At 74.6% G+C, this 26,205-nt stretch carries 19 protein-coding genes; 15 read left to right on the top strand and 4 right to left on the bottom strand.

Going from position 1 to position 26,205, the window contains the following annotated elements; all coding sequences use genetic code 11:
* Positions 1 to 82: 82 nt before the first annotated feature.
* The 13 genes from ACWDBB_RS22225 to ACWDBB_RS22165 all read left to right on the top strand — a co-directional run bounded on the left by ACWDBB_RS22225 (position 83) and on the right by ACWDBB_RS22165 (position 20,186).
* On the top strand, positions 83 to 4,636 hold the full coding sequence (locus ACWDBB_RS22225; protein WP_449791263.1) for a non-ribosomal peptide synthetase: 4,554 nt from the start codon (positions 83 to 85) through the stop codon (positions 4,634 to 4,636).
* Between the two features lie 115 nt (positions 4,637 to 4,751).
* Positions 4,752 to 4,970, top strand: a complete 219-nt coding sequence (locus ACWDBB_RS22220) for an MbtH family protein (RefSeq protein ID WP_449791262.1) — start codon at positions 4,752 to 4,754, stop codon at positions 4,968 to 4,970.
* Positions 4,963 to 10,308: a type I polyketide synthase gene (locus ACWDBB_RS22215; protein ID WP_449791261.1), complete on the top strand. Its 5,346-nt coding sequence runs from the start codon at positions 4,963 to 4,965 to the stop codon at positions 10,306 to 10,308. Before ACWDBB_RS22220 ends, ACWDBB_RS22215 begins: the two co-directional genes overlap by 8 nt.
* Before the next feature lie 209 nt (positions 10,309 to 10,517).
* Positions 10,518 to 11,270: a 2OG-Fe dioxygenase family protein gene (locus ACWDBB_RS22210; RefSeq protein ID WP_449791260.1), complete on the top strand. Its 753-nt coding sequence runs from the start codon at positions 10,518 to 10,520 to the stop codon at positions 11,268 to 11,270.
* An 11-nt stretch (positions 11,271 to 11,281) separates the two neighbouring features.
* A complete protein-coding gene (locus ACWDBB_RS22205) occupies positions 11,282 to 11,953 on the top strand; it encodes a hypothetical protein (RefSeq protein WP_449791259.1) in 672 nt (223 codons plus the stop codon).
* Entirely contained in the window at positions 11,950 to 12,972 is a 1,023-nt protein-coding gene (locus ACWDBB_RS22200) for a BtrH N-terminal domain-containing protein (protein ID WP_449791258.1), read from the top strand. Before ACWDBB_RS22205 ends, ACWDBB_RS22200 begins: the two co-directional genes overlap by 4 nt.
* A gap of 33 nt (positions 12,973 to 13,005) precedes the next feature.
* Entirely contained in the window at positions 13,006 to 13,926 is a 921-nt protein-coding gene (lysX, locus tag ACWDBB_RS22195; RefSeq protein ID WP_449791257.1) for a lysine biosynthesis protein LysX, read from the top strand.
* Positions 13,923 to 14,648: a sulfotransferase-like domain-containing protein gene (locus tag ACWDBB_RS22190; RefSeq protein WP_449791256.1), complete on the top strand. Its 726-nt coding sequence runs from the start codon at positions 13,923 to 13,925 to the stop codon at positions 14,646 to 14,648. Before lysX ends, ACWDBB_RS22190 begins: the two co-directional genes overlap by 4 nt.
* 60 nt (positions 14,649 to 14,708) lie before the next feature.
* Positions 14,709 to 15,968, top strand: coding sequence for a cytochrome P450 (locus ACWDBB_RS22185; protein WP_449791255.1), 1,260 nt, complete (start codon positions 14,709 to 14,711; stop codon positions 15,966 to 15,968).
* Positions 15,965 to 16,729 (top strand): thioesterase II family protein, encoded by a 765-nt coding sequence (locus tag ACWDBB_RS22180; RefSeq protein ID WP_449791254.1) that lies wholly within the window; start codon positions 15,965 to 15,967, stop codon positions 16,727 to 16,729. The genes ACWDBB_RS22185 and ACWDBB_RS22180 overlap by 4 nt, the downstream gene beginning before the upstream one ends.
* Positions 16,730 to 16,757: 28 nt before the next feature.
* The gene (locus tag ACWDBB_RS22175; RefSeq protein WP_449791253.1) at positions 16,758 to 17,918 is read left to right on the top strand and encodes an acyl-CoA dehydrogenase family protein; all 1,161 of its coding nucleotides are present in this window, start codon (positions 16,758 to 16,760) and stop codon (positions 17,916 to 17,918) included.
* A 5-nt stretch (positions 17,919 to 17,923) separates the two neighbouring features.
* The gene (locus tag ACWDBB_RS22170) at positions 17,924 to 18,910 is read left to right on the top strand and encodes an acyl-CoA dehydrogenase family protein (protein ID WP_449791252.1); all 987 of its coding nucleotides are present in this window, start codon (positions 17,924 to 17,926) and stop codon (positions 18,908 to 18,910) included.
* A gap of 160 nt (positions 18,911 to 19,070) precedes the next feature.
* Entirely contained in the window at positions 19,071 to 20,186 is a 1,116-nt protein-coding gene (locus ACWDBB_RS22165; protein WP_449791251.1) for a winged helix DNA-binding domain-containing protein, read from the top strand.
* Between the two features lie 54 nt (positions 20,187 to 20,240).
* Here the strand turns inward: ACWDBB_RS22165 and ACWDBB_RS22160 are convergent, their stop codons facing one another.
* Entirely contained in the window at positions 20,241 to 20,768 is a 528-nt protein-coding gene (locus ACWDBB_RS22160; protein WP_449791250.1) for a DinB family protein, read from the bottom strand.
* Between the two features lie 179 nt (positions 20,769 to 20,947).
* Here ACWDBB_RS22160 and ACWDBB_RS22155 point away from each other — a divergent pair, with 179 nt between their 5' ends.
* Positions 20,948 to 21,517, top strand: coding sequence for an RNA polymerase sigma factor (locus tag ACWDBB_RS22155; protein ID WP_392883261.1), 570 nt, complete (start codon positions 20,948 to 20,950; stop codon positions 21,515 to 21,517).
* Complete coding sequence (locus tag ACWDBB_RS22150; RefSeq protein WP_449791249.1) at positions 21,514 to 22,461, top strand: Ada metal-binding domain-containing protein; 948 nt, start codon at positions 21,514 to 21,516, stop codon at positions 22,459 to 22,461. The genes ACWDBB_RS22155 and ACWDBB_RS22150 overlap by 4 nt, the downstream gene beginning before the upstream one ends.
* 47 nt (positions 22,462 to 22,508) lie before the next feature.
* Here ACWDBB_RS22150 and ACWDBB_RS22145 read toward each other — a convergent pair whose 3' ends face one another.
* The 3 genes from ACWDBB_RS22145 to ACWDBB_RS22135 form a co-directional block, all read right to left on the bottom strand.
* Entirely contained in the window at positions 22,509 to 23,954 is a 1,446-nt protein-coding gene (locus tag ACWDBB_RS22145) for an FAD-binding oxidoreductase (RefSeq protein ID WP_449791248.1), read from the bottom strand.
* A gap of 171 nt (positions 23,955 to 24,125) precedes the next feature.
* Positions 24,126 to 24,797, bottom strand: a complete 672-nt coding sequence (locus ACWDBB_RS22140; protein ID WP_449791247.1) for a LysE family translocator — start codon at positions 24,795 to 24,797, stop codon at positions 24,126 to 24,128.
* A complete protein-coding gene (locus ACWDBB_RS22135) occupies positions 24,794 to 26,176 on the bottom strand; it encodes an ATP-grasp domain-containing protein (RefSeq protein WP_449791246.1) in 1,383 nt (460 codons plus the stop codon). Before ACWDBB_RS22135 ends, ACWDBB_RS22140 begins: the two co-directional genes overlap by 4 nt.
* Positions 26,177 to 26,205 lie beyond the last annotated feature (29 nt).

Here is a 26,205-nt window from a genome sequence, read left to right as displayed (position 1 = left end):
CCGCCTCCGGCCACCCGCCACCCCGCCGCACCCCGCACCGCGCCGCACCCGGGCCCCACCGACCGACGAAGGAGCTCCCGCCATGGACCAGCCGACCGAGCCGCAGACTCGGCCGGACGCACCGGTGGACGGCACGGCCCCGCCCGACCTGGCCGCGCTGCGCACCCGCCTGGCCGCCCTGAACCCCCGGCAGCGCCGGCTGGTGGAACGGATGCTGGCCCGTGAGGGCACCGCCGCCGGCATCACCCGCCGCGCCGACGACACCGCCGAGGCCCCCTGCTCCTTCGAGCAGGAACGCCTGTGGTTCATGTACGAGCTGCTGACCCGGCGCGAGATCTTCCACGTCCCCGTCGCCCTGCGCCTGGACGGCGACCTCGACCCCGACGCCCTCCAGCGCGCCCTGTCCCGGCTCGTCGAACGCCACGAAGCCCTGCGCACCGTCTTCCGCCAGCGCGACGGCAGGCCCCGTCAACTGGTCCTGGAGCACCTGCCGCTGCCGCTGGAACGGGTCGACTGCACCACCGCCGAGGACCCGGAGGCCACCGCCCGCGACCTCGCCTCCCAGCTGGTCACCGACGACTTCGACCTCGCCCGCGGCCCGCTGCTGCGCTGCACGCTCTACCGCACCGCCGAGCGCAGCCACCTGCTCGCCCTGGTGCAGCACCACATCGTGTCCGACACCTGGTCCCTGGGCATCCTCCTCGACGACCTCGGCACCCTCTACGCCCACGAGCGGGGCGAGGGCCCCGCCCCCGCCCCGCTCGACCTGCACTACCCCGACTTCGCGGCCTGGCAGCGCGCCGCCCTGGACGGCCCCGCCCTGCGCCGCACCCTCGACTTCTGGCGCGAGCACCTCGACGGCGCCCCCGACGCCCTCGACCTGCCCACCGACCGCCCCCGCCCCGCCCTGCGCGCCAGCCAGGGACGCTTCCACCACGTCCGCTTCGGCGCCGACCTCGTCACCGGACTGCGCGAACTGGCCCGCGCCCACGACACCACCCTGCTCGCCGCGTTCCTCGCCGGCCACGCCGCGCTGCTCTCCCGACTCGTGCGCACCGACTCCGTGGTCATCGGCGTCCCGGTGGCCGGCCGCCCGCGCCCCGAGACCCAGACGATGATCGGCTACTTCCTCAACTGGCTGCCCCTGCACATCCATCTCGGCGACCGCCCCGACCTGCCCACCCTGGTCGCACGCACCGGCGCCGCCCTGGCCGGGGCGATGGCCCACCAGGAGCTGCCGTTCGACATGTTGGTGCGCGAACTCCAGCGCCCCCGCCACCCCGGCCGCACCCCCGTCTTCCAGACCTCCTTCTCGTTGCGCGACGGCGCCCCGCCCACCCCCCGGATGCCCGGCCTGGACACCGCGCTCGCCGAACTCGACGGCGGCGCCACCCACTACGACCTGATGGCCGAACTGTGGTGCGAGGGCGACGAGGTGGTCGGCTACCTGCCCTACGACGACGAACTCCTCGACGCGTCCACCGTCGCCCGCTGGGCCGGCTGGCTGGAGACGCTCCTGCGCGCCGGCCTCGCCGCCCCCGGCGTCCCGGTCGCCGACCTGGAGATCCACCGGCCCGGCGAGCACGTCCTGTTCCCCGCCCGCGGGCTCACCCCGCCCCCGCCCGCCGCCCCGCCCGCCCCCACCACCCTGCACGGCGCCTTCGCGGCCCACGTCGCCCGCCGTCCCGGCGCCACCGCCGTCCAGGACGAACGCGAACACCTCGACTACGCCCGGCTGTCCGAACGCGCCGACCGCGTCGCCGCCGCCCTCCAGGCCCGCGGCGAAGGCCCCGGCAGCATCGTCGGCCTCGTCCTGGAACGCACCGTCGACCTGCCCGCCGCCGTCCTCGGCGTCCTGCGCGCCGGCGCCGCCTACCTGCCCGTCGACCCGGACAACCCCGCCGAGCGCACCGCCGAGCAGTTCGCCGAATGCCGCGTGCGCACCGTCCTGACCACCCCCGACCTCGCCAAGGCCCCCGCCCTCGTCCTCGACACCGGCCCGCAGGTCCTCACGGTCGACTGGCAAGACCCCGCTTGGCACAGCGGTACCCCCGCCCCCGTCGACGTCCCCGCCGACGCCCCCGCCTACGTCATCTACACCTCCGGCTCCACCGGCCGGCCCAAGGGCGTCCTCGTCACCCACCACCACGTGCTGCGCCTGCTCGCCGCCTGCGACGAACACCTGGACCTGGGCCCCGACGACGTCTGGACCCTCTTCCACTCCTACGCCTTCGACTTCTCCGTCTGGGAGCTCTTCGGCGCCCTCCTGCACGGCGCCCGCCTGGTCATCGTGCCGCGCTGGGCCACCCGCGCCCCCGACGTGTTCGCCGACCTCCTGCGCACCGAACACGTCACCGTCCTCAGCCAGACCCCCTCCGCCTTCCGCCAGGTCTCCGCCGCCCTCCTCGAGCACCCCGGCGACACCGACCTGCGGTACGTCGTCTTCGGCGGCGAGGCCCTCCACCACGCCGCCCTGCGCCCCTGGACCGACGCCCACGGCGACCGGCACCCGCAGCTGGTCAACCTGTACGGGATCACCGAGACCACCGTCCACGTCACCCTGCGCCCGGTCCGCACCGCCGACCTCGACGACCCCGCCTCCCTCATCGGCCCGCCGCTGCCCGACCTCTCCCTCCACCTGCTCGACGACTCCCTCCACCCCGTCGGCACCGGCGTGCCCGGCGAGATCTTCGTCGGCGGGGAGGGCGTCGCCCTGGGCTACGTTGCCAACCCCGCACTCACCGCCCAGCGGATGCTCCCCGACCCCTTCAGCCCCCGCCCCGGCGCCCGCATGTACCGCAGCGGCGACCTCGCCCTGCGCCGCCCCGACGGCGAACTCGTCTACCTCGGCCGCGCCGACGACCAGGTGAAGATCCGCGGACACCGCATCGAACCCGGCGAGGTCCAGGCCGCCCTCGACGCCCTCGACACCGTCGCCCGCGCCGCCGTCGTCCTCGAACGCGACCGCCTCGGCTCCGCCGCCCTGGCCGGCTACGTCGTCCCCGCCGACGGCACCGTCACCACCGGCGCCGCCGTACGCCGCGCCCTGCTGCGCACCCTGCCGGAGTGGATGGTGCCCGCCACCGTCACCGTCCTGGACGAACTGCCGCTCACCCGCAACGGCAAGCTCGACCGCCGGGCCCTGGCCGAGCGCCGCGACCACACCGCACCCACTGGGCCGCGCGGCGAGCCCCCGTGCGGCGACACCGCCCGCGAACTGGCCGCGATCTGGTGCGAGCTGCTCGGCGTGCCCGCGGTCGGCGGCGAGGACGACTTCTTCGAACTCGGCGGCCACTCCCTGATGGTGATGCACCTGGTCGCCCGCATCCGCACCGCCCTGGGCACCGACGTCCCCGTCGACACCCTCTTCCGCCGCTCCCGGCTCCAGCCCCTGGCCGACGCCGTGGACGACCTGCGCACCGCCGCCGCCATACCCGTCACCGACCCGGCCGTCGACGCGCCCGACGCCGAACTGGCCGCCGTACGCGCCGACCTCGCCACCCGCACCGCCCGCATCCCCCGCCCCGCCTCCCGCCCCGCCGCCCCGCGCACCACCGTCCTGCTCACCGGTGCCACCGGCTTCGTCGGCCGCTTCGTTCTGGCCCGGCTCCTCGCCGACGGCGCCCACGTGACCTGCCTGCTGCGCGGCGCCGCCGGCCGCCGCGACCGGCTCACCGCCACCCTGGCCGGCCTCGGCCTGAACCCCGGGGACCACGCCGACCGCCTCGAACTCCTCGACGGCGACATCGCCGCCCCCGGCCTCGGCCTCACCGGCCACGACCGCGACCGGCTCGCCGAGCGCACCGGCCGGATCGTCCACACCGCCGCCCACGTCAACCACGTCTACCCCTACGACGAACTCGCCGCCGCCAACACCCACAGCGTCGCCGCCCTGCTCGACCTCGCCGCCCGCGGCCGCCGCAAGAGCCTCACCCTGGTGTCCACCAGCTCCGTCCACGACTCCGCCGCCAACCCGCCCGGCGCCACCGTCACCCCTGGCCCGCTACGTGTCCTGCCCGGCGCCGCCAACGGCTACGTCCGCTCCAAGGCCGTCGCCGAGCTCTACCTCGACCACGCCGCCGAGCACGACGTGCCCGCCACGGTCGTCCGCATCCCCAGCGTGTTCGGCGACGAGCAGCGCCACCAGATCAACCCCGCCGACGCCGTGTGGAGCTGGACCCGCGCGATGACCGACACCGGCGCCTTCCCCGCGAGCTTCGACCTGGAGGACAACGAACTCTTCCAGGCCCTGCCCGGGGACGCCGCCGCCCACGCGATCCTGCACGCCGACCACGGCCACACCACCCCCGGCACCCGCCACGTCGACGCGGTCCCCGCGGCCGTCGGCACCACCCGGGACCTGGTCGCCGCCGTCCGCGCCGCCGGACACCCGCTGCGGCCCTGCCCCGACCAGCAGTGGTACACCCGCGTCGCCGCCCTCGACCCCGTCCGGGTCTGGGTCGCCGGCCTCGCCGGCCCCATCGCCGCCCACCTCGCCGCGGACCCCTCGGCCGCGGCCCCCCGCACCCTGCGCCGCTGCACCGCCCCCGACCACCTGGGCGAACTGCTGCGCACGCGGGCCCTGCACACCCCGGCCCAGCTGACCGGGTACATCCGGACGCTCGACGCGTCCTGACCCGCGGCCGCGACCGGCGCCCACGCCGGAACACCGCCGCACCCGCCCCGCACGGCCACGGATGAGACCACGTCATGAGACCCACCGAACAGGGCTGCGAAAGGAATGGTCCCTGATGAGTACGGATGATCGCACCTACCTCGTGGTGCGTAACCACGAGGACCAGTACTCGATCTGGCCCACCGGACAGGACGTCCCGGACGGCTGGGTCGCAGAGGGCTTCGACGGCCCCAAGGACGAATGCCTGGCGCACATCGCCCAGGTATGGACAGACCTGCGGCCGCTGAGCCTGCGCCGCACCGGTGTCGAGACGGGAGAGGTGCACGTTGCCTGAGACGCAGCAGACCCAGCCGGCGAACCCCGCCCCCGCCGAGGAACCGCTCGCGGTGATCGGCATGAGCTGTCGCTTCGCTCCCGACCTCGACACTCCCGGCAGGCTGTGGGAGTTCCTGCGCGAGGGACGCAGCTCGGTCGGCGAGATGCCCGCCCGGCGGTGGGACCCCTACGAGACCACCCCCCAGACCCGCGCCATCCTGCGCACGACCACCCGCAAGGGCTCGTTCCTGCGCGACATCGAGGGCTTCGACGCCGAGTTCTTCCAGATCACCCCCCGCGAGGCCGAGTACCTCGACCCGCAGCAGCGCATCATGCTCGAACTCGCCTGGGAAGCCCTGTGCGACGCCGGGCTGCCGCCGACCTCCCTGGCCGGCACCGACACCGGCGTCTACGTCGCCGCGAACTCCAACGACTACGGCCGCCGCCTGCTGGAGGACCTGGAGCGCACCGGCGCCTGGGCCGTCAACGGCACCACCTTCTACGGCATCGCCAACCGCATCTCCTACTTCCTCGACACCCGCGGCCCCTCCATGGCCGTCGACACCGCCTGCGCGGGATCGCTCACCGCCCTGCACGTCGCCTGCCAGGGCCTGCGCAACCGGGAGACCGGCGTGGCCATCGTCGGCGGCATCAACGTCATGGCCTCCCCGGCCCTGGTGGTCGCCCTGGACGCCGCCTCCGCGACCTCCTCCGACGGGCGCAGCAAGGCCTTCGACAAGGCCGCCGACGGCTACGGCCGCGGCGAGGGCGGCGGCGTCGTCGTCCTCAAGCGCCTGTCCGACGCGCAGCGCGACGGCGACCCGATCCACGGCCTGGTGATCGGCAGCGGCCTGCACCAGGACGGCCGCTCCGACGGCATGATGGCGCCCAACAGCGACGCCCAGGGGCGCATGCTGCGCGAGGTCTACGAGCGCGCCGGCATCGACCCGCGCAGTGTGCAGTACGTCGAGGCGCACGGGACCGGCACCCGCCTGGGCGACACCGCCGAGGCCCGCGCGATCGGCGGGGTCCTGGGCGCCGGACGCGACGCCGACGACCCGCTGCTGATCGGCACCCTCAAGCCGAACGTCGGCCACGTGGAGGCCGCCTCCGGCATCGCCGGCGTCATCAAGGTCCTCCTAAGCATGCGCCACGGCGAACTGCCGCCCAGCCCGCACCAGGAGGTCAACCCCGAACTCGGCCTGGAGGCCTCCGGACTGCGCCTGGTCGGCGAGCCGACCCCGTGGCCCGAGGGCGAGCACGGCCGGCGCGCCGGCGTCTCCAGCTACGGCGTCGGCGGCTCCCTCGCCCACGCCGTCCTCCAGCAGGCACCCCGCCCCGAGGAGGCCGCCGCGGCCGGTGCGCCCGCCGCGGGGGAGCAGGCCACCGAGGACCGGCCCGGCCCCGCCCGGCCGCGGCTGTTCCCGCTGTCCGCCGCCTCCGAGCAGGGGCTGCGCGCCCTGGCCGCCGAGGCCGCCGACTGGCTGCGCGCCCGTCCCGGCACCGACCTCGACGACCTCGCCCACACCCTCACCACCCGCCGCTCCCACCTGGCCCGCCGCGCCGCCGTGGTGGCCGAGGACACCAAGGAGCTGCTGGCCGGCCTCGACGCCCTCGCCGACGCCGAGGCCTCGCCCGCCGCGGCCACCGGCGCCGCCTCCGCCTTCGGCGACAGCGGCGCCGCCGGAGCGGTCTGGGTGTTCTCCGGACACGGCTCCCAGTGGACCGGCATGGGCCGCGAACTCCTCACGACGCAGCCCCGGTTCGCCCGCGTCATCGACGAGCTCGCCGCGGTGTTCGCCGAGGAGCTCGGCTGGACCCCGCGCGAGGCGATCGAGGCCGGCGGCCCCTGGACCGTCACCCGCACCCAGGCCATGACCTTCGCCATGCAGGTCGCCCTCGCCGAGGTCTGGTCCGGCCTCGGCCTGCGCCCCGGCGCGGTGATCGGCCACTCCGTCGGCGAGATCGCCGCCGCCGTCGTGGCCGGCAGCCTGGAGCGCACCGCCGCGGCCCGCTTCGCCTGCCGCCGCGCCCGCGCCCTGGAGGCCGCCGCCGGCCGCGGTGCCATGGCGATGGTCCCGCTGGCCTTCGCCGACGTCGAGCAGCGCACCGCGGACCGCGAGGGCGTGGTCGCCGCGATCGCCGCCAGCCCGCTGTCCACCGTCGTCTCCGGGGACACCGACGCCGTCGAGGCACTGGTCGCCGACCTCGCCGCCGAGGGCATCCAGGCACGCCGGGTCAACACCGACGTCGCCTTCCACAGCCCCCACGTCCACGGGATCCTCGACGAGGTCCGCCGCGCCGCCGGCGAACTCCACGCCACCGCCCCGACCGTGACGCTCTACAGCACCGCCCTGGCCGACCCGCGCTCCACCGCGCCCCGCGAGGGCGAGTACTGGGCCACCAACCTGGCCGACCCGGTCCGCTTCCACCAGGCCGTACGCGCCGCCCTGGACGACGGCGCCCGCGTCTTCCTCGAAGTCTCCTCCCACCCGGTGGTCGCCCACTCCATCACCGAGACCGCCCTGGACGCCGACCTGCCCGACACCCAGGTCGCCCTCACCCTGCGCCGGGACCAGCCCGAACAGCGCACCCTGCTGGCCAACCTGGCCCGCCTGCACTGCCTGGGCACCCCCGTCACCTGGTCCTGCCCCGGCGAACTGGTCGACGTCCCGGCCGTGCGCTGGCAGCACCGGCCCTACTGGATCTTCCCCGACACCCCGGCCGAGCACGGCGCCGGCCGCGGCCACGACCCCGACAAGCACACCCTCATCGGCGGCCGCACCACCGTCGCCAGCGCCCCCGTCCAGCGCGTGTGGCAGACCGAACTCAGCATGGACAACCGCCCCTACGCCCAGTCCCACAAGGTCGTCGGCGTCGAGACCGTCCCCGCCTCCGTCGTCCTCAACTCCTTCATCGCCGCCGCCGCCGGCGACGGCGAGGAACCCTGGGGCCTGCGCGACATCGTCTTCCGCATCCCCCTGGCCGCCCACCCCACCCGCGTCGTGCAGGTGGTGATGGAACAGGACAAGGCTCGCCTGGCCAGCCGCATCAAGCGCGACCAGGACGGCACCGCCGCCCACGACGACGAGTGGCTCACCCACACCACCGCCACCGTCGTGCGCGAGCCCGAGCTCACCGCCACCGAGCTGGAGGACCCGGACGCCATCCGCGCCCGTTGCCCCGTCTCCTGGACCTGGGCCAAGGTCGACGGCATCTTCCGCGCCATGGGCGTGGACGGCTACACCTTCCCCTGGGTCGTGGAGGAACTCGTCCGCGGCGACGGCGAACAGCTCGCCACCGTCACCGTCGACCACACCCCCAAACTCCACCCCTCCAGCTGGACCGCCGTCGTCGACGCAGCCCTCACCGCCAGCGGCGTCCTCGTGATGAGCGAGGACTCCACCGTCCTGCGCACCTGCTCGCACCTGGAGTCCCTCGCCTTCCGCGGCGCCCCGCCGGCGCGCATCCTCGTCCACACCACCCGGGACCCGCGCACCCCCGACACCATCGACATGACCGTCGCCGACGACACCGGACGGGTGGTCTGCCAGGCCCGCGGCCTGCGCTACATCAAGGTCCAGGACATCGGCTCCGGTGCCGCCGGCCCCCGCGACCTGGTCCACGAACTCGCCTGGGAGGCCGTCGAGGTCCCCGCCCGCACCCCGGCCCCCCGCCGGGCCCTGCTCGTCGGCCGGCCCGACGAGGGCCCCGCCCTGGCCGAGGCCCTCGCTGCCCGCGGCGTGGAGGCCCGAGCCGTTCCCGACGCCACCGCCATCGGCGAGGGCCTGCTCAGGGCCGGCGACGCCGTCCTCGTGGCCCCGCCCGCCCTGCTGCCCGGCGAGGCCCCCGAGCACGCCGCCCGCCGCTGCGCCGGGGCCCTGCTGGACGCCGTCCAGCAGATCGCCGCCATCCCCGAGGAGAAGCACCGCCCCACCGTGTGGGTGCTCACCCGAGGTGTGCGCGAGGCCCGCACCGAAGCCGCCCTCGCCCACGCCCCGCTGTGGGGCGCCGGCCGTATCGTCGCCGGCGAACGCCCCGACCTGTGGGGCGGCACCATCGACCTCGCCGAGGACGCCGACCCGGCCGGGGCCGCCGCCCTCATCGGCGCCCTGCCGCCCACCGAGGACGTCCTCTCCCTCACCACCGAGGGCGTCTTCGCCGCCCGGCTGCGCCGCATCGAGCGGCCCGCCGCCCACGAGGCCGCCGACTGCCGCCCCGACGGCACCTACCTGATCACCGGCGGCCTCGGCTCGCTCGGCCTGGACGCCGCCCGCCACCTCGCCGAACGCGGCGCCCGCCGACTGGTCCTGATCGGCCGCCGGGGCCTGCCGCCCCGCTCCGAGTGGGACCGCGTCACCGACCCCGCCGTCGCCGCCCAGGTCGCCGAGGTCGCTGCCCTGGAGGCCGCCGGAGCCACCGTCAAGGTCCTGCGCCTGGACGTCTCCGACCTCGAGGCCGCCGCCCGCGCCCTGGACCCCGCCGCCCTGGACCTGCCGCCGGTGCGCGGCATCGTCCACTGCGCCGGCGTCGTCTCCGACGCCCTCGTGGACAACAGCGGCCCGGCGAACCTCGACACCACCATGGGCCCCAAGGCCGACGGCGCCATGGTCCTGCACCGGCTCTTCCCGGCCGGCACGCTGGACTTCTTCACCATGTTCTCCTCCTGCGGCCAGCTCGCCCGCCTCACCGGCCAGGTCAGCTACGCCTCCGCCAACTCCTTCCTGGACGCCCTGGCCGCGCTGCGCCGCCACCAGGGCGAGAGCGGGGCGACCAGCTTCGCCTGGGCCCAGTGGATCGGGCGGGGCATGGGCGAGACCACCGGCAAGGCGACCATCCTGGAAGCCGAGTCCCGCGGCATGGGCGGCATCACCGTCTCCGAGGCGCTGCGCAGCTGGAGCTACGCCGAGCGCTACGCCCTGCCCTACGCGGCGGTGCTGCGGGTGCTGCCCGGCCACACTCTGCCGGTGTTCTCGCACCTGTCGGTCACCGACGCCGGCGCGCAGGCAACCGGCTCGGCGGCGGTGGACTGGCCGGCCGTGCCGGCCGGCGAACTGGCCGAGCTGGTGCTGGCGGAGACGCACGGACAGGTCGCCGCCGAACTCAACCTCGCCCCCGAGGACATCGCGATCGACCGCCCGCTGCTCGAACTCGGCGTCGACTCGGTGCTCACCGTGGCCCTGCGGGTGCGGCTGCACCGCTGCTTCGCGGTGGACCTGCCGCCCACGATCCTGTGGAGCAACCCGACGGTCCGAGCGTTGGCGCAGTTCCTCGCCGCCGAGATCGGCGCGGCCGCCGACGACGTCGAGGGGGACACGGCGGTGCGGCAGGACCCGGTCGCCGAACCGGTCGGCTGACCCGCCCGGCCGGTCCGGGACGGGCACGCACGGTGCCCCTCCCGGGCCGGTCACCCGGCAACAGTCTGCAGGACAGCAATGTAGTGTTTGTAGTATGATCCCTGCGATGCTGTGGTTTCTGTTGCGCCCGTTGACGTCGAACCGTTGAACCGTAGAACCGAAACCGCTGAGGGGAATCCACCCATGGACGTCCAGGCCAGGACCCGGCGATGACCGGAAAGCCGACACCCGGAAGTCTCCGCGCTGACGATTTCGCCCACCGGGGCTGGGCCCACGGCCGCCTGAGCGAACCGACCACAGGCGCCGACTGGCAGCAGTTCGCGTCCGCGTGGGACGCCCTGGTGCCCGACGCGTACCTCGGCCCGGCCCGCTGCCGCCGCAACCGCCGCTACGGCCGGGTGCTCGCCCATCGCGACGGCACCCTGGAACCGCTGCGCGGCACCGAGTTCTTCCAGAGCAAGGAGGTCAACCCGGTCTTCGGCGACCAGCTGCGCGTGTTCGAGCCGCTGACCGACTCCGCGCTGGCCAGCCCCCCGTTCGCCCGGATCCTGCGCGAGGGCGTCACCCTCGTCAACGAGGCCGTGGGCGTACGGGACTGGGAGCTGGGCATCCACTTCATCCGCGTCCTCACCGACACCAGCGGCGGCTCGGAACCCGCCCCCGAGGGCCGGCACTGCGACGGCCACGCCTACGTCGCCATCCACCTGATCGGCCGCCACCACGTCGTCGGCGGCGAGAACACCGTCTACCGGCGCGGCGAGGACAAGGCCCAGCACACGGTCACCATGACCGAGCCGCTGGAGACCCTGCTGCTGTCCGACACCGAGATGGACCACGCCGTCAGCGAGATCCGGCCCGAACGGAACAGCCCGTCCGGCTGGCGCGACACCATGATCGTCGACTTCAGCACCGTGCCCGCCCCCGACCGGCTGCCGGGGCGCACGCACGAAAAACTCCAGTGACCGGGGGCCCGATGAGCCAGACGACACACCCCACCGCACGCCCCGACACACCACCCGACCGGCTCCTGCGGCGCCTGCCCGCCACCGCGCCGGCCCCCGAGTTCCGCCTCATCGGCCTCGACGACCTGCTCAACAACCGGGCCGCCACCACCCCCGACGACCTCGACCACGGGCGCCTCAACGCCTGGGGCAACTCCTTCCCGGCCGGCGAACTGCCCGCCCCCGGAAGCCTCGTCGAGATCGCCGGCATCCCCTTCGCCTGGCCCAACCCCCGCCCCGACGGCGACAACGTCCGCTGCGAGGGACAGCTCATCGCCCTCCCACCCGGCCAGTACGACTGGATCCACCTCCTGGCCGCCTCCGAACGCCGCAGCGAGGACACCATCTGGGCCCACTACGCCGACGGGCACGCCGACCCGCTGCCCGTACGCGTCTCCGACTTCCTCGACGGCACACCGGAGTTCGGCGAACTGCCCGCCTTCCGCACCACCCGCATGCACTACCCCCACCACGTCCAGCAGAGCCTGCCCACCACCATGTGGCTCACCCGCATCGGCATGCCGCGCCGCGCAACCGCGACCGCCCTGCGCCTGCCCCGCCTGGTGGCCCTGCACGTCTTCGCCCTCACCGTCCTCACCGGCACCGCAGCGGGAGCGCGCACCGCGGACGGGACGACCGCATGAGCGCCCCCACCGCACCGCCCGTGCGACTGTGGACCCGCGACCTGGGCAGCTGCCTGCACGCCACTCTGGCCACCGTGCTGCTCCACGACGGCCACGACCCGGTCACCGTCCTCGGCGAGCCCTGGGAGTTCCGCCGCCGCGCCGGCGCCTGGAGCCCGGAGGAGTACTTCTTCCTCGCCGAACCCGATTCCCTCGCCCGCCGCCTGGCGCTCTTCCACCCTTTCGAGTCGACCTGGCACCGCAGCGACGGCCAGGGCGACGGGCTGGAGGACCTGCGCGCGGCCCTGGCCGCCGGCGTGCTGCCCATCGCCGCCGTCGACAACTACCACCTGCCCTTCCGCCCCGCCTTCCACGACGTCCACGCCGCCCACCTCCTCGTCGTCTACCGGATCACCGACACCGAGGTGTACGTCTCCGACGCCCAGCCGCCCGCCTTCCAGGGCCCCATCCCCGTCGCCGACTTCCTCGCCGCCTGGGGCTCCCCCAACCCGCCCGACGACGCCGACGTGTTCTTCAGCGCCAGCCCCAGCGGCCGCCGCTGGCTCCAGGCCCGTATGCGCGGACCCGTCCCCGAGCCCGGCCCCGGCCGGCTCGACCACGTCCTGCGCGACAACCTCGCCCGCTGGCGCCACGGATCCGACACCGGCACCCTCAGCGGCGCCGCCGGCCTGCGCCGCTACCTCGACGACCTGTGCGCGCTCACCCCCGGCACCGAGGCCGCCGCCGACGCCCTCGCCGAGCTGTACGTGATCAGCTGGAACATCCAGGCCCAGGCCGGCCTGCACGCCGAGCACCTGCGCACCCGGGGACGCGAACTGCGCGTGCCCGAACTCGCCGAGGCCGCCGCCGCCGTCGCCGCCGTCGCCCACGGCTGGACCGCCGTCCGCATGACCGGCGCCCACGCACGCGTCTGGCAGCGCCACCGGCCCGACGAACTGCGCACCCACAGCACCGAGCTCGTCCGCCGCCTCGACGTCGCACTCGACCACGTCGAACGCGCCGCGGACGCGCTGACCTGACCACCCCCGGCAGCAGAGCGGAAGAGACAACACGTGGACACAACCGGCCTGCCGATAGCCGTCGTCGCCTCCCGGATCCGCCGGGAGGAACGACTCATCCTCCAAGCGCTCGACCGGCGCGGCGTACCCCACGAACACGTCGACCCGCGCAGGCTCACCGTGCTCCTCGCCGACGGCCGCCCGTCCTACCGCGCCGCCCTCATGCGCGAGGTCAGCCACAGCCGCGCCGCCTCCGTCGCCGCCACCCTGGAAGCCCTGGGCGTGCCCACCCTCAACCGCAGCGCGGTCCTGGACGTCTGCGGCGACAAGCACCGCACCGCCCTCGCCTTCCACACCGCGGGCCTGCCCATCCCGCGCACCGCCGTCACCTGGGCCGAACCCGCCGCCCTCAAGGCCATGGCCAGGCTCGGCTACCCCGTCGTCGCCAAACCCGTCACCGGCTCCTGGGGCCACCTGACCGCGCGCATCCACGACGAGGAACAGGGCCGGGCCATCCTCGAACACCGCGCCGCCCTGCCCAACCCCCAGCAGCACCTGTACTACCTCCAGGAACACATCGACAAGCCCGGACGCGACATCAAGTCCTACGTCGCCGGCGACCGCGTCGTGTGCGCCATCTACAAGAACGCCGTCGACGACTGGCGTACCAACACCGCCATCGGCGGCGCCGCCACGCCCTGCCCGATCACCGACGAACTCACCGAACTCGCCGTCGCCGCCGCCCGCGCCGTCGGCGGCGGCTTCCTCGGCGTCGACCTCCTGATCGACCGCCAGGGCCGCCTGTACGCCAACGAGGTCAACCACACCCCCGAGTTCCACGGTGCCATCGACGCCACCGGAGCCGACGTCGCCGGACACATCGCCGACTGGGCCCTCGCCGAACTGCGCACCCTCGAAGCCGGCGAGAGCCACGGCACCGCGGAGAACGGCAGCACCGGGGAGGCCAGCGGATGACCACCGGCCACCACCCCCTGCTCGCCCTCTGGAGCGCCCCCCGCTCCCGCTCCACCGTCTTCTTCCGCACCATGGTCGACCGCGGCGACCTGCTGCCCCTGCACGAGCCGTTCTGCAACATCGCCAACGACGGCCGCACCGAGGTCGACGGACGCACCGTCCACTCCACCACCGCGCTGGTCGACACCCTCCTCGAACTCTCCGAACACCACACCGTGTTCTTCAAGGACACCACCGACTGCCGCTACGACACCGTCCTGCAACGCCCCGACTTCCTCAAACGCGCCCGCCACGCCTTCCTGCTGCGCGACCCGCGCGAGATCATCCCGTCCTACGCGGCCATCAAGCCCGACATGGCCCTGCACGAAGTCGGCATCGAATACCTCCACCGCATCCACCAGGCCGTCCTCGACGCCGGCGGCGAGGCCCTGGTCCTCGACTCCGACGACTTCGTCGACCACCCCGAGGCCGCCGTACGCGCCTACTGCGACACCACCGGCCTGCCCTTCCGGGACGACACCCTGCACTGGCAGCCCGGCGACCGCCCCGAATGGCACCAGTCCGCCCGCTGGCACACCGACGTCAGCGCCAGCACCACCGTCCGGCGCCGGACCAGGGCCTACGACCGCACCATCGACACCGACCCGCTGCTGCGCCGCTACCACGACCACCACCTGCCGTTCTACGAGCAGCTCCGCGAGCGGCGCATCCGCATCGCCTGACCCCGACCGGCGCCGCGATCCCGCCCGCGCCCAGGCCACCGAGTCCGAGAGGCACGGCTGATGATCATCTCCAAACCCCCCTTCTGCCCCGTGCAGTTCGAGGGCCCCGAACTGCTCGATTCCGGCTTCCACGCCTCCACGGACATGCACGCGCTCTGGGCCGAGCTGCGCGACCACCAGCCGCTGCGCCGCGTCGACCCCGGCGGCGACCGCGAACCCTTCTGGGTCGTCACCCGCCACGAGGACGTCAGCCGAGTCCTGCGCAGCCACGCCGAGTTCACCTCCCGGCGGGGCACCATCCTGTGCGTCCTCGACCTCGACACACCCGACATCGCCACCGACGACATGCTCGCCGACACCGACCCCCCGCGCCACCGCGAGTTCCGCGAGCCCCTCAACAAGGCCTTCAGCCCCCGCGTCGTCGCCACCCAGGAGAAGCTCATGCGCGACCTCGCGCGCGAGACCCTCCACGGTGCCCTGGCCGCCGACGTCTTCGACATCGCCAAACCCGCGATGATGTTCCCGATGGCCGTCACCGCCACCCTCATGGGCCTGCCCCCCGAGAACTGGGAACGCATGGTCGAGCTCGTCATGATGACCATCGCCTACGACGACCCCGACTACTCCACCGGCAGCGCCCAGGCCACCGTCCGCCAGGCCCGCCACGAACTCTTCGAGTACTTCCGCGAGGAGTTCTCCCGCCGCTCCCGCGAGGACGTCGACCCCGACGTCATCGGCACCCTGCGCGCCATGGACCTCACCGAGGGCCCGCTGTCCGAACGCCAGGCCATGATGAACGGCTTCGTCCTGCTCATCGGAGCCAACGTCACCACCCCGCACGCCCTGTGCACCATGTTCTCCCTCCTCGCCGAACAACCCGACCTCTTCCGCCGGGTCCGCGAGAACCCCGAGCTGCGCCCCTCCTTCCTGGAGGAACTGCTGCGCTGGTCCTCGCCCGTCACCGCGCTGATGCGCTACGCCGTGCGGGACGTCGAACTGCACGGGCAGACCATCCGGGCCGGCGAGCCGGTCAGCGCCTGGCTCGGCTCCGCCAACCGCGACGAGCGGGTCTTCGACGACCCCTACACCTTCGACCCCGCCCGCCGGCCCAACCGGCACGTCGCGTTCGGCGTCGGACCGCACTACTGCATCGGCGCCGGCCTGGCCAAGGTGGGCCTGCGGATCTTCATCGACGAACTCATGGACCTGGTGGAGAGCGTCGAGATCGCCGGCGAGGTCCGCCACGTCGCCTCGCACTTCGTCCCCGGCTACAAGAGCATGCCGGTGCGCCTGACCCCCCGCGCCGCGGCGGCGCGGTGAGCGTCCACCCGTTCCACCGCCGCGGCGCCCGCCCGTGGTTCGACCCCCGGTTCCGCTCCGCCACCGCCGCCCGCAGCCTCTACTGCTTCCCGTTCGCGGGCGGTTCGGCGAGCTACTACGCCTCCTGGGAGAAGGACTTCAGCACCGGGCCCGTCGAACTCGTGCCTGTGCAACTGCCCGGCCGCGGTGTCCGCATGGCCGAACCGCCCGCCACCGACCTGCACCGCCTCGCCGACGAACTCGCCGACGCGATCGCCGGCGAGCCCACCGAGGCCGTGCTGTTCGGCCACAGCATGGGCGCCATCCTCGGCTTCGAGGTCGCCCGCCGGCTCGACGAACTCGGCCGCCCCGCCCGGCACCTGTTCGTCACCGGCCGCCCCGCCCCGCCCATCGCCCGCCCGCTCACCCCGGTCAGCGACCTGCCCCGCCCCGCGTTCGTGCGGATGCTGCGCGAGTACGGTGCCTCCGACGAGGCGGTCTTCGCCCACGACGAACTGCTCGACCTGCTCATGCCCATGATGAGGGCCGACTTCGCCATGATCGAGACCTACCGGTGCCGGCCCGGCCAGCCGCTGTCCTGCCCCGTCACCGCCTGGTGCGGCGACAACGACCCCGAAGTGCCGCCCGAGGCGATGCGCGGCTGGGGGGACTGCACGGCCGCCGCCTTCACCCTCTCCGTGCTGCCCGGCGGCCACTTCTTCCTCACCGACAACCGGTCCGAGATCCTGCGGGCGCTCCACGCCGCGATCCCGGACGCCTGACAACCCCCAACGGGCAAGGAGCCAGAGCGTGGATTTCGAAGTCCCACCGAACAGCGCCGACTTCGCCGCCGAAGCCGACGCAGTCCTCAGCGCCCCGCGCACCCGGCAGCTGCTGCAGGACGTCCTGGACCGCAAGGACGGCATGGACGGCGACGTGCGCCCGCTCTACCGCCACCTCGGCGAGGCGGGCCTGCTCGCCCCCGCCTGGCCCGTCGAGTACGGCGGCCGCGGCGCCGACTTCACCGCCACCGTCGCCCTCCTGGAACGCCTCGTCGCCCACCGGATACCGCAGAACCTCTACTGCATCTCGGTGCTCAACGTCGGCTCGCTGATCCTCGCCTCCGGCAGCGAACAGCAGCGCAAGACCCTGCTGCCCGCCATGGCGATCACCGACCTCGCCGCCTGCATCCTGTTCACCGAACCCGGCAACGGCTCCGACCTGGCCGGCATCACCACCACCGCCGTCCCCGACGGCGACGGCTGGGTCATCAACGGCCGCAAGACCTACAACCTCAAGAGCGGCTACGCCGACCTGGCCTTGTGCGCCGTGCGCACCGACCCGCAGGGCAGCCAGTACCAGGGCCTCACCCTGTTCCTCGTCCCGCTGGACACCCCCGGCGTCACCATCCGTCCCATCCCCAGCCTCGCCAACGAACAGTTCAACGACATCCGGTTCACCGACGTGCGCGTCGACCAGGACGCCCTGTTCGGCCGCCCCGGCGAGGGCTGGTCCCTGATCACCCAGATGTTCGCCGCCGAACGCACCGGCCTGGACTACTACGCCCGCGGCAAGCACTGGCTGGACACCGCCGCCCGGCTCGCCGCCGCGGACGGCCGCCGGGCCTCCGACGCGCTGCGCGTCGACCTCGCCCGCCACCGGGCCCGCATCGAGGCCAGCGGACTGCTCAGCTGCCAGGTCCTGCAGAACCTCCAGGACGGCAGGCCCGACATCGCCGAGTCGTCCTTCGCGAAGTGGCACTGCAGCGAGAGCGCCCAGCGCATCGCCTGGTGGGCCCTGGACGCCGTCGGCCCCGACCTCCTCGACCCCGGCACCGACCCCGGCGCCCAGACCCTCGAAGCGGCCCTGCGCGAAGCGCCCGGCATGACCATCTCAGGCGGCGCGTCGGAGGTCATGCTGGACATCGCCGCCAACGCCCGCGTCATCGGCAACGCGCCCACGGAAGGCTGACCGCGATGGACCTGCGACTCGACCCGCTCCAGCAGCGCCTGCGCGAGGCCGTGGACACCGTGCTCACCGGCACCGGCGACCCCTCCGCCCAACTGGCCGCCATCGGCGTGCCCGCCCTCAACGCGCCCGAGGACCTCGGCGGCCTCGCCCTCGGCCTCGCCGCCGACGCCGTCGTCAACGAACGCCTCGGGTACGCGCTGGAACCGCTCGGCGCCTACCGGGCGACCGCCCACGCCCTCGACCTGCTCGACCACTGCCCCGGCGACACCCTCGCCGAACTGTACGCGGGGGAGCGGCACGCGGTGGTGATCGGCGCCCACGGCCCGGCCACCGTACGCGTCGACGCCGACGGCCGGCTGCGGGGCACCTCCGAGCCGCTGCCCCGCGCCGCCGTCGCCCTGTGCGTGGTCCGCGCCGCCGGCGACGACGGCACCACCGGCTGGTACCTCGCCCACCCGCACACCGGCCCCGTCACGGTGGAACCCACCGAGCACTTCGGCCTGCCCGCCACCCGGGTGCGCTTCGACGGCGCCGCCGCACAGCCGCTGACCGCCGACGACGACCGCACCCGGCGCGCCCTCGGCGCCGCCCGCCTGCGCCAAGCCGCCCTGCTGCTGGGCATGGCCGACCGGGCCGTGGACGTCGCCCGCGCCCACGTCAACACCCGCATCCAGTCCGGCAAACCCCTCGTCGAACGGCAGACCGTCGCCCACCGCCTGGCCCTGCTCATGGGCGAGGCCGACGGCTGGCGGCTGCTGCTCCACCGCGCGGCCTGGGACCACGACCGCGGCGGCCACCCCGCCGCCGCCGCCGTCCTGGCCGTCGCCGCCGAACACGCCCAGAGCGCCTGCCGCACCGCACTCCAACTGCACGGCGTGCGCGGCATGCTCGCCCACTCGACGGCCGCCACCGCCTACCGCCTGATCACCGCCGAGTCCGTCCGCCTCGGCCGCCCCGACACCCTGTGGCTGGAGGCTGCGGACGCCACCTGAGCCCACGCCTCGACAGTCCGCACCGGACCCCGCTCCCAGCGGCCCAAACGACCCCGGGCAGACCCTGAAACCCCGTGCCCACCAGGCCACTTGTCCCCGTGAGGCGACCCAACCTGACACGGTGTAGGGTGAGGAATCCGTTGGCTGAGAAGGGGACGGCGTGAAGGTCAGCTGGGAGCAGGTGTCCGCATGGCGGATGCGGCGGCAATACCTCGATCCGCGTACCGGCGGCAGTGCGAGCGAGATCGTCAGCAGACTGGCCGGCGTACAGGCCCAGGTCTGGAGCGCGGCCGAACTCGCCGTCGCCCTGCGGCAGTCCACACCCGACGCCACCAGCGTCGACCAGGACGTCGCCGACCGCGCACTCCTGAAGACCTGGGCCGTGCGCGGCACCCTCCACCTGCTGCGCCCCAGCGAGGCCGGCGCCTACCTGTCGCTCATGGCGGACGCGGGCAGCTGGCTCAAGCCCTCCTGGCAGAAGGCCTCCGGCGTCAGTCCGGAGCAGATCGACGCGCTGACCGAGGAGGTCTCCGGCATCCTCGACGGGGGAGCGGCCCTCACCCGTGACGAACTGGTCACCCGCCTCGTCGCCGACCAGCGCTTCAAGAGCATGGAGGAGCGGCTGCGCTCCGGCTGGGGCTCCGTCCTCAAGCCGCTCGCGTGGCGCGGCGTGCTCTGCCACGGCCCCAGTCAGGGCAACAAGGTCACCTTCGTCAAGCCGGCCAGCCAGTTCGCCGACTGGAAGGACGTCCCCGCGGCCGACGAGGCCGCGCCCGTGGTGATCGCCTCCTACCTCGGCGCCTACGGCCCCGCCACGCCCGAGGTGTTCGACCGCTGGCTGTGCCTCAACGGCACCAGCAAGCCGAAGCTGCGCCGCTGGTTCAAGGACATGGGAGACCGGCTGACCGAGGTCGAGTTCGAGGGCCGCAAGGCGCTCATCCTCACCGAGCACGCGGAGGAACTCGCCGCCAGCGCCCCGTCCGGGGGAGTGCGCCTGCTCGGCGGCTTCGACCAGTACGTCCTGGGCCCCGGCACCAAGGAGGAACTGCTCCTCGCGCCGCAGCACCGCACTCTGGTGAGCCGCCAGTCCGGGTGGATCTCCCCGATCGTCGTGGTCGACGGCCGGATCGTCGGCGTGTGGGAGATCGTCGGCCAGGAACTGGTCGTCACCCCGTTTTCCGGCGGCGGCGCCCTGCCGCTGAAGGCGGTCGAGGAGGAAGCGGCCCATGTCGCCCGCGCGAGCGGGACGGGCCCGCTGAAGGTCCGCACCGCCTGACCGCGCCCGCACGGGCCGGGCCTCCAGGCCCGGCCCACACCGCCACCCGGACCGTCAGGAGAAACGGGCGCGGTAGAGGTCGCGCAGCAGCGCGATCTCCGCCCCGTGGTGCATGACCTCGCGGTTGACGTGCAGGAGCAGCGTCGCCATCGGCCGCTTGCCCCACTGGCCCTCGGCCTCGCCCATCGGACGGCCCAGCGCCGCGTCGTCCAGGGAGGACACCGCCTCGCGCCAGACACCGTAGTACTCCTTCAGCGCCGCCAGCCCGTCCTCGGCGGTGGCCGGTACGGTCGCGGTCTCCATCGTCAGCGACCCGTCGCCGAAGTGCGCGCTCGCCCGGATCCCGAGCACCGGCAGGGCGATGTGGGTCAGCCGCCAGGCGATCGTGGTCACCGGCGGCGGCTGCGGGGCCGGTTCCTGCCAGTCCGCCACTGTCCGCCCGTCCGGCGCCGTCCGCACCGACCAGCAGTGCGGCACCGGTTCCCACAGGTACTCGTCATCGGTCAGACCGGCCAGCCGGGGCATCAGTTGGCGGTCCCAGTAGAGGTCGAGCTGGTCGACCACTTCGGCGCGCCAGATCATCCCAGCACTCCCGTCGGGGTGGTACGTCGGTTCACGCCCGATCATACCCGCCGCGGCGACCCTCGGTGACCACTCGAACACGAAGAATCACCGTCCTGCGCCTTCACATCCCGGCCGGACGGCCCGCCCCCGGTGCAACCGCCGCGCCGCCGGCGGTGTTCTCAGAGACGATGGACGAGATGCCTCCTCCGCTCACCGAGCTGCTCGCGGCAGACCTCGACCGTGGGTTCGCCGAACTCGTGCGCACCCACGGCGGCGCCGTGTACTCGGTGCTGCTGCGCCTGAACGGGGCGTCGCGCGACGTGGAAGACCTGGTGCAGGACACCTTCCTGCGGGCGTACACGGCGCTGCGCGACTACCCGCCGGCGCGGCGGCAGGCCCTGCAGCCGAAGGCCTGGCTGCTGGCGATCGGCACGAACGTGTGGCGCAACCACGTCCGCACCCTGACCCGGCGGCCCGCCGCCGCGGAAGGGGTGGACGTCCGGGAACTGCCCCTGGTGGACGGCAAACCCGGACCCGAACAGCGGGCGGAGCACGCGGACGAACGGGGGAGATTGGTGGCCGCGCTCGCCGAACTGCCCGAACACCACCGGCTGCCGGTGGTCCTGCGGCACGTCGGAGAGCTGAGCTACGCGGAGATCGCGGAGCTGGTGGAATGCCCGGTAGGCACCGTCAAGGCCCAGGTGTCACGGGGGCTGGCCGCACTGCGCAGCCAACCCCGGCTGGCGGTAGAGGAGGTGAGAGGATGAGCGGACACCCGCACGCGGCCCCGAACGGCCGGGACCCGCACGACGCGGCACCCGACGCGGTACGGCGCACGGTCAACGGCACGGCCACGCCCAAGGCGTCCACCGCACGGACCACGGACATCCCACCGCCCGGCGGCCGCACCGTGCCCGACAACGACAGCGACAGCCACACCGTGCCCGGCCTCGACGCCCTGCACGTACCGATGCCCGCCGACCTGGCGATCCGGATCCTGCAACGGGCCGGCGTCGCCGACCGCGAGTACGACCGGTACACCGTGGTCGACGGCCCGGTCACCGCCCTGTTCGTCGCCCACGGACGCGGCGCCGTCGTCGCGGCCGCACCCGTCGACTGGTACCCCGGCGCGGAGGCCTTCGAGGAAGCCCACCTGCGCCGCACCGGCCGCACCGCGCTGCCCGCCGGCAAACCGCTGCCCGGCGTCGTCGGCGCGCTGCGCACCGGCCGGGACCGCATGCTGCGCTACGACTACGGCCCCCTGCCGCAGGCGCAGCGCAGCGTCCTGGAGGCGGTGCGCGCCATCCCGCGCGGCCAACTGCGGCCCCCGCGCTGGCTGGGCCGCGAGGCGGGGCTGCCGGAGGCGGACGAGGCGGACCTGCTGGCGGCGGTGCGCGCCAACCCCGTTCCGGTGCTGATCCCGGTGCACCGGCTCGGCGACGAGGACGGCCGGCCCCTCGACTGCGGCCTGCCCGCCGACCTGGTCGAGCGGCTGCGCGCGCACGAGGGCATCGACGGGGAGCGCCTGCACCGGTTCGCCGCGGACGGCACCCACTTCCTGGGCAGCGACACCACCCGGATCTTCTGCTACCCGACCTGCGCCGACGCCCGCCGCATCACCGACCGGCACCGGGTGCCGTTCGGCTCGGCCGCCGACGCCCGGGCGGCCGGCTACCGGGCCTGCCGCAGCTGCCGACCCCTGCCGGCCTGACCTCCCCTCACCTTCCCGAAGGCCCCCGGGGAGCCGGTAACGCCCGTTCACAGGGCCTGCGGGAAGTCCAGCAGCCGGTCCGGGTCGTAGCGCGCCCGCAGCCGTTCCAGCCGGGGCAGGTTGGCGCCGTAGTACGCCCGCCGCCAGTCGGCCAGCTGCGGGTCGCGGTAGTTCTGGTAGGCGTGGCCGGAGGCGTACGGGCGCAGCGCCTCGCGGGCCTCGCCGACCCAGCGGACGGCGGTGTCGGCGGTGGCCTTGGCGGCCTCGGCGGCGTCGGAAGGGCCGTCGGCGGGCCACCAGGCGTAGCACTGGGCCAGGAAGCGCGCGTCGCGGTGCACGAAGGCGGTGGCGTCGGCGGGCACCCGGTTGACGGCGCCGCCCAGGACGTTGAAGGAGATCGAGGCGCACACGCCGTCGGGCACGCGCCGCAGCACCGCGAGGGTCTCCCGGACGGTCTGCGGGCCGAGCCCGCGGTCGAAGAAGTGCGAGGCCGCGGCGAAGGCGACGCGCTGCTCGTCCGGGCGCCCGATGACGGCCTCGCCGCCGGCGTTCGCCCGTACGGCGGCCAGGTACGACCGGCGGACGGCCTGCCGTTCGCGGGCGGGTCCGGCGGCGGCGACCAGCCCGTCCAGCCACCGCTCGGCCTCCTCCTCCCCGCCGCCGCCGAGCAGGAACCCGGCGACCTCGGCGACCGGGCCGCCCGGGCGGGTCTCCAGCAGGAAGTGCGACCAGAGGCGGTCGGGGGCGGTGAACGCCCGGTCCTGCCAGTGCTCCAGGACGGTGCCCGCCTCCCGGTACGGCCAGGAGGCCCTGAACGCGGTCAGGTCGGCGGCCGGGTGGGTGCGCATCCGCAGCGAGGTGACCACGCCGAAGTTGCCGTTGCCCGCGCCGCGCAGGGCCCACAGCAGGTCGGGTTCGGTCCGCTCGTCGCAGCGCACCGTCCGGCCGTCGGGGAGCACCACCTCGGCGCCGACCAGGCTGTCGCAGGTCAGCCCGTACGCGCGGCTGACCACCCCGTGGCCGCCGCCGAGGGCCAGCCCGGCCAGGGCGACGGTCGGGCAGCTGCCGGCGGGCACCGTCACGCCGTGCCGGGCCAGTTCCTCGTAGACGGTGATCAGCGGGGTGCCCGCGCCGATCTCGGCGTGGCCGCCGTCCTCCACCCGGACGCCGGACAGCCGGGACACGTCGACCACCAGCGGCATCCGGCTGGACCAGGCCCCGTAGCAGTGGCCGCCGCCGCGCACCGTGAGCCGCAGGCCGTACCGGCGGGCGAACCGCACACACCGGGCGACGTCCTCGGGCCCGGCGCAGTACGCGACCGCCCCGGGGCGGGCCCGGTCGGCGTACCGCAGGTTGCGCGGCAGCCGCGCCGCCTCGTACCCGGCGTCCCCGGGCAGCACCAACTCGCCGTCCAGGCTTGCCCCGAGGGACCGCCACCGCGGCCCGGAGCCCGGTCCCGGCCGCCGATCCGCGCCGCCGCCCTGGCTGTCCATCTCCACCTGCCCCTCGGAAGCCCGCCCGTCCTCAGCCCGCCTGTCCTCGGCCTGCCCGTCCTCGCCGCGGTCCTTCGCCGCCGTCCGTCGTGACCGTCCGTCATGACCGGAAGCCGCGCGGACGCCCGGAAAACACCCGTCCGGACACCCACCCGACATCCTCCCGGCCGGTCATCGAAGGAGCAGCCCGGCGGCGAGGCCCAGCAGGACCAGCCCCACCACCGCGCCGCCGACCCGCTCCGCGAGCGGCGGGAACGCGGCCCGGCCGTTCGCCCCGCGCGCCGTCACGATCCGCACGCCCGCCTCGGTGAGCAGCAGCAGCCACAGTGCCCCGATCGACAGGTACACCGCCGCCAGCAGCGGCAGCGCCCCGGCCGACGGGCTGCCGGCCGGCAGGAACTGCGGGAGGAACACCGTCAGGAACAGGCCGACCTTCGGGTTGCCCGCCGTGGAGAGGAAGCCGAGCAGCAGGTGCCGCGGCAGCCGGTCGACGCCCGCCCCCTCAGCCTCCTCCGTCCGCGCCCCGGCCGGGCGGGCGCGCAGGGCCTCCCACAGGGCGCGGCCGCCCGTCACGGCCAGCACGAGCGCGCCCGCCGCCTGCCAGGCGTGGAGCAGTCCGGGCCGCAGCGCCACGACCGCCATGGCGCCGGTGACCGCCAGCACCGCGTACCCGGCGCCGGCGAGCAGCATGCCCGCGGCGGCGGCCAGCACCGGCGGGCGGCGGCGGGTGCGGCTGACCAGGCGCAGCACCAGCATGCTGTCCGGCCCCGGGCTGCACACCACCGCCGCGCAGCTGGCCAGGAAGGCCGGGCTGGCGGCGACGGCGAGGGCGCCCGGGGTCATCGGGCGGCGTGGCCCGGTGCCGCCGCCGCAGGCGCGGATCCGCCGGATCCGCCGGATCCGCCGGATCCGCCGGAGCCCGAGGAGCCGGGCGAGCCCGAGGAGCCGGGCGGGTCGGCGGAGTCCGGCGTGACGACGAGGGCGGCCTCCATGGCCCGGACGGCGGCCACGTCCCGTTCGACCTGCGCGGGATCCGGGTGCGCGAGCACCGCGAAGCCGAGGGTGAGGGTGCCCAGCAGGTCGCGGGTGACCTCCAGGCGGTCGCCGTCCCGGAGCCTGACCGCCGAGTGGTGGTACGACGCCAGCTCCGCGATCCCGTCCAGGACGGCGGTGTTGGACACCGTGCCGGAGCGGCGGGCGATCAGGAAGACCACGGTCATGTGCCGCAGCAGCCGGTAGCCCTTGGGGGCGCTCTCCTCACGGGCGAACCAGCGCACCGCGCGGTGCACCTGGCTGTCGCCGGTGGCGGTCAGGTTGAACGCGGGGTGGCCGCCGCCGTGCGGGCGGGAGTTGATCTCGATGAGGCGCGGGCCCTCGTCGGTCAGCATGATCTCGATGTGCGCGGCGCCGTGCCGCAGGCCCACCGCGTCGAGCACGGCCTCGGCGTAGCGGGTCAGCGCGGGCACCGCGGGGTCGTCGGGGGAGACCCAGGTGAGGCTGTCGTAGACGGCCATCTGCTCGCCGTTGTCGATCTTGCTGTAGCGGCAGATGTCGGCCACGGTGTGCCGGCCCCGATGGCTGAAGGTGTCGACCACGAACTCGGTGCCCCGGGCGTACTCCTGCACCACCATCCGGTCGTTGAGGTTGTGCCACTGGTTGACCCGGCCCAGCTGGGCGTCGAACGGCACCCGCCAGTCCGCGCCGGCCGGCACCCGGGTGACCCCGTCGGTGCTGCCGCTCTTGGGCGGCTTGACCACCAGGTCGAGGCCGGCCAGGCCCTCCCGGTCGATCCAGGCCCGGACGGCCGCCGGGTCGTCGGTGCAGATCTGGCGGATCGTCGGGACCCCGGCGGCGCGCAGCGCCTGCGCCATGGCGCCCTTGTCGCGGCGCGCCGCCGACAGCTGCGGGGTGTTGGCCTGTTCCGGGAGCAGCCGCTCGGTGAGCCGGTCGGTGAGCTCGACGCCGCTCTCGGCGCCCGCCAGCACGCAGCGCGGTGACAGCGGACGCAGCCGCGCCACCAGCCGTTCGAGGTCGCCGTCGAAGGCGAGCAGCTGCCGGTAGCGGGTGGCGTCCCAGGAGTCCGCGTAGGCCGCGGGCACCTCGGGCAGCGAGCTGACCGCGACCGAGGGGATGCCGAACTCGGCGAACCGGGGCGCGTACTGGGCGCCGGAGGAGAACGGGTCGACGATGACGGCGACCTGGGGGGAGGACGGGGCGTTCACGGGAGCGTCCTGTCTCCGGGGTCGGCCCC

The sequence above is a fragment of the Kitasatospora sp. NPDC001095 genome (assembly GCF_053598615.1).
This window is presented reverse-complemented; position numbering and strand designations above follow the sequence as displayed.

Coding starts and splice junctions, on each gene's coding strand:
- ACWDBB_RS22225 (WP_449791263.1), top strand. CDS start 83: ATGGACCAGCCGACCGAGCCGCAGACTCGGCCGGACGCACCGGTGGAC.
- ACWDBB_RS22220 (WP_449791262.1), top strand. CDS start 4,752: ATGAGTACGGATGATCGCACCTACCTCGTGGTGCGTAACCACGAGGAC.
- ACWDBB_RS22210 (WP_449791260.1), top strand. CDS start 10,518: ATGACCGGAAAGCCGACACCCGGAAGTCTCCGCGCTGACGATTTCGCC.
- ACWDBB_RS22205 (WP_449791259.1), top strand. CDS start 11,282: ATGAGCCAGACGACACACCCCACCGCACGCCCCGACACACCACCCGAC.
- ACWDBB_RS22200 (WP_449791258.1), top strand. CDS start 11,950: ATGAGCGCCCCCACCGCACCGCCCGTGCGACTGTGGACCCGCGACCTG.
- ACWDBB_RS22190 (WP_449791256.1), top strand. CDS start 13,923: ATGACCACCGGCCACCACCCCCTGCTCGCCCTCTGGAGCGCCCCCCGC.
- ACWDBB_RS22185 (WP_449791255.1), top strand. CDS start 14,709: ATGATCATCTCCAAACCCCCCTTCTGCCCCGTGCAGTTCGAGGGCCCC.
- ACWDBB_RS22170 (WP_449791252.1), top strand. CDS start 17,924: ATGGACCTGCGACTCGACCCGCTCCAGCAGCGCCTGCGCGAGGCCGTG.
- ACWDBB_RS22160 (WP_449791250.1), bottom strand. CDS start 20,768: ATGATCTGGCGCGCCGAAGTGGTCGACCAGCTCGACCTCTACTGGGAC.
- ACWDBB_RS22155 (WP_392883261.1), top strand. CDS start 20,948: ATGCCTCCTCCGCTCACCGAGCTGCTCGCGGCAGACCTCGACCGTGGG.
- ACWDBB_RS22150 (WP_449791249.1), top strand. CDS start 21,514: ATGAGCGGACACCCGCACGCGGCCCCGAACGGCCGGGACCCGCACGAC.
- ACWDBB_RS22145 (WP_449791248.1), bottom strand. CDS start 23,954: ATGGACAGCCAGGGCGGCGGCGCGGATCGGCGGCCGGGACCGGGCTCC.
- ACWDBB_RS22140 (WP_449791247.1), bottom strand. CDS start 24,797: ATGACCCCGGGCGCCCTCGCCGTCGCCGCCAGCCCGGCCTTCCTGGCC.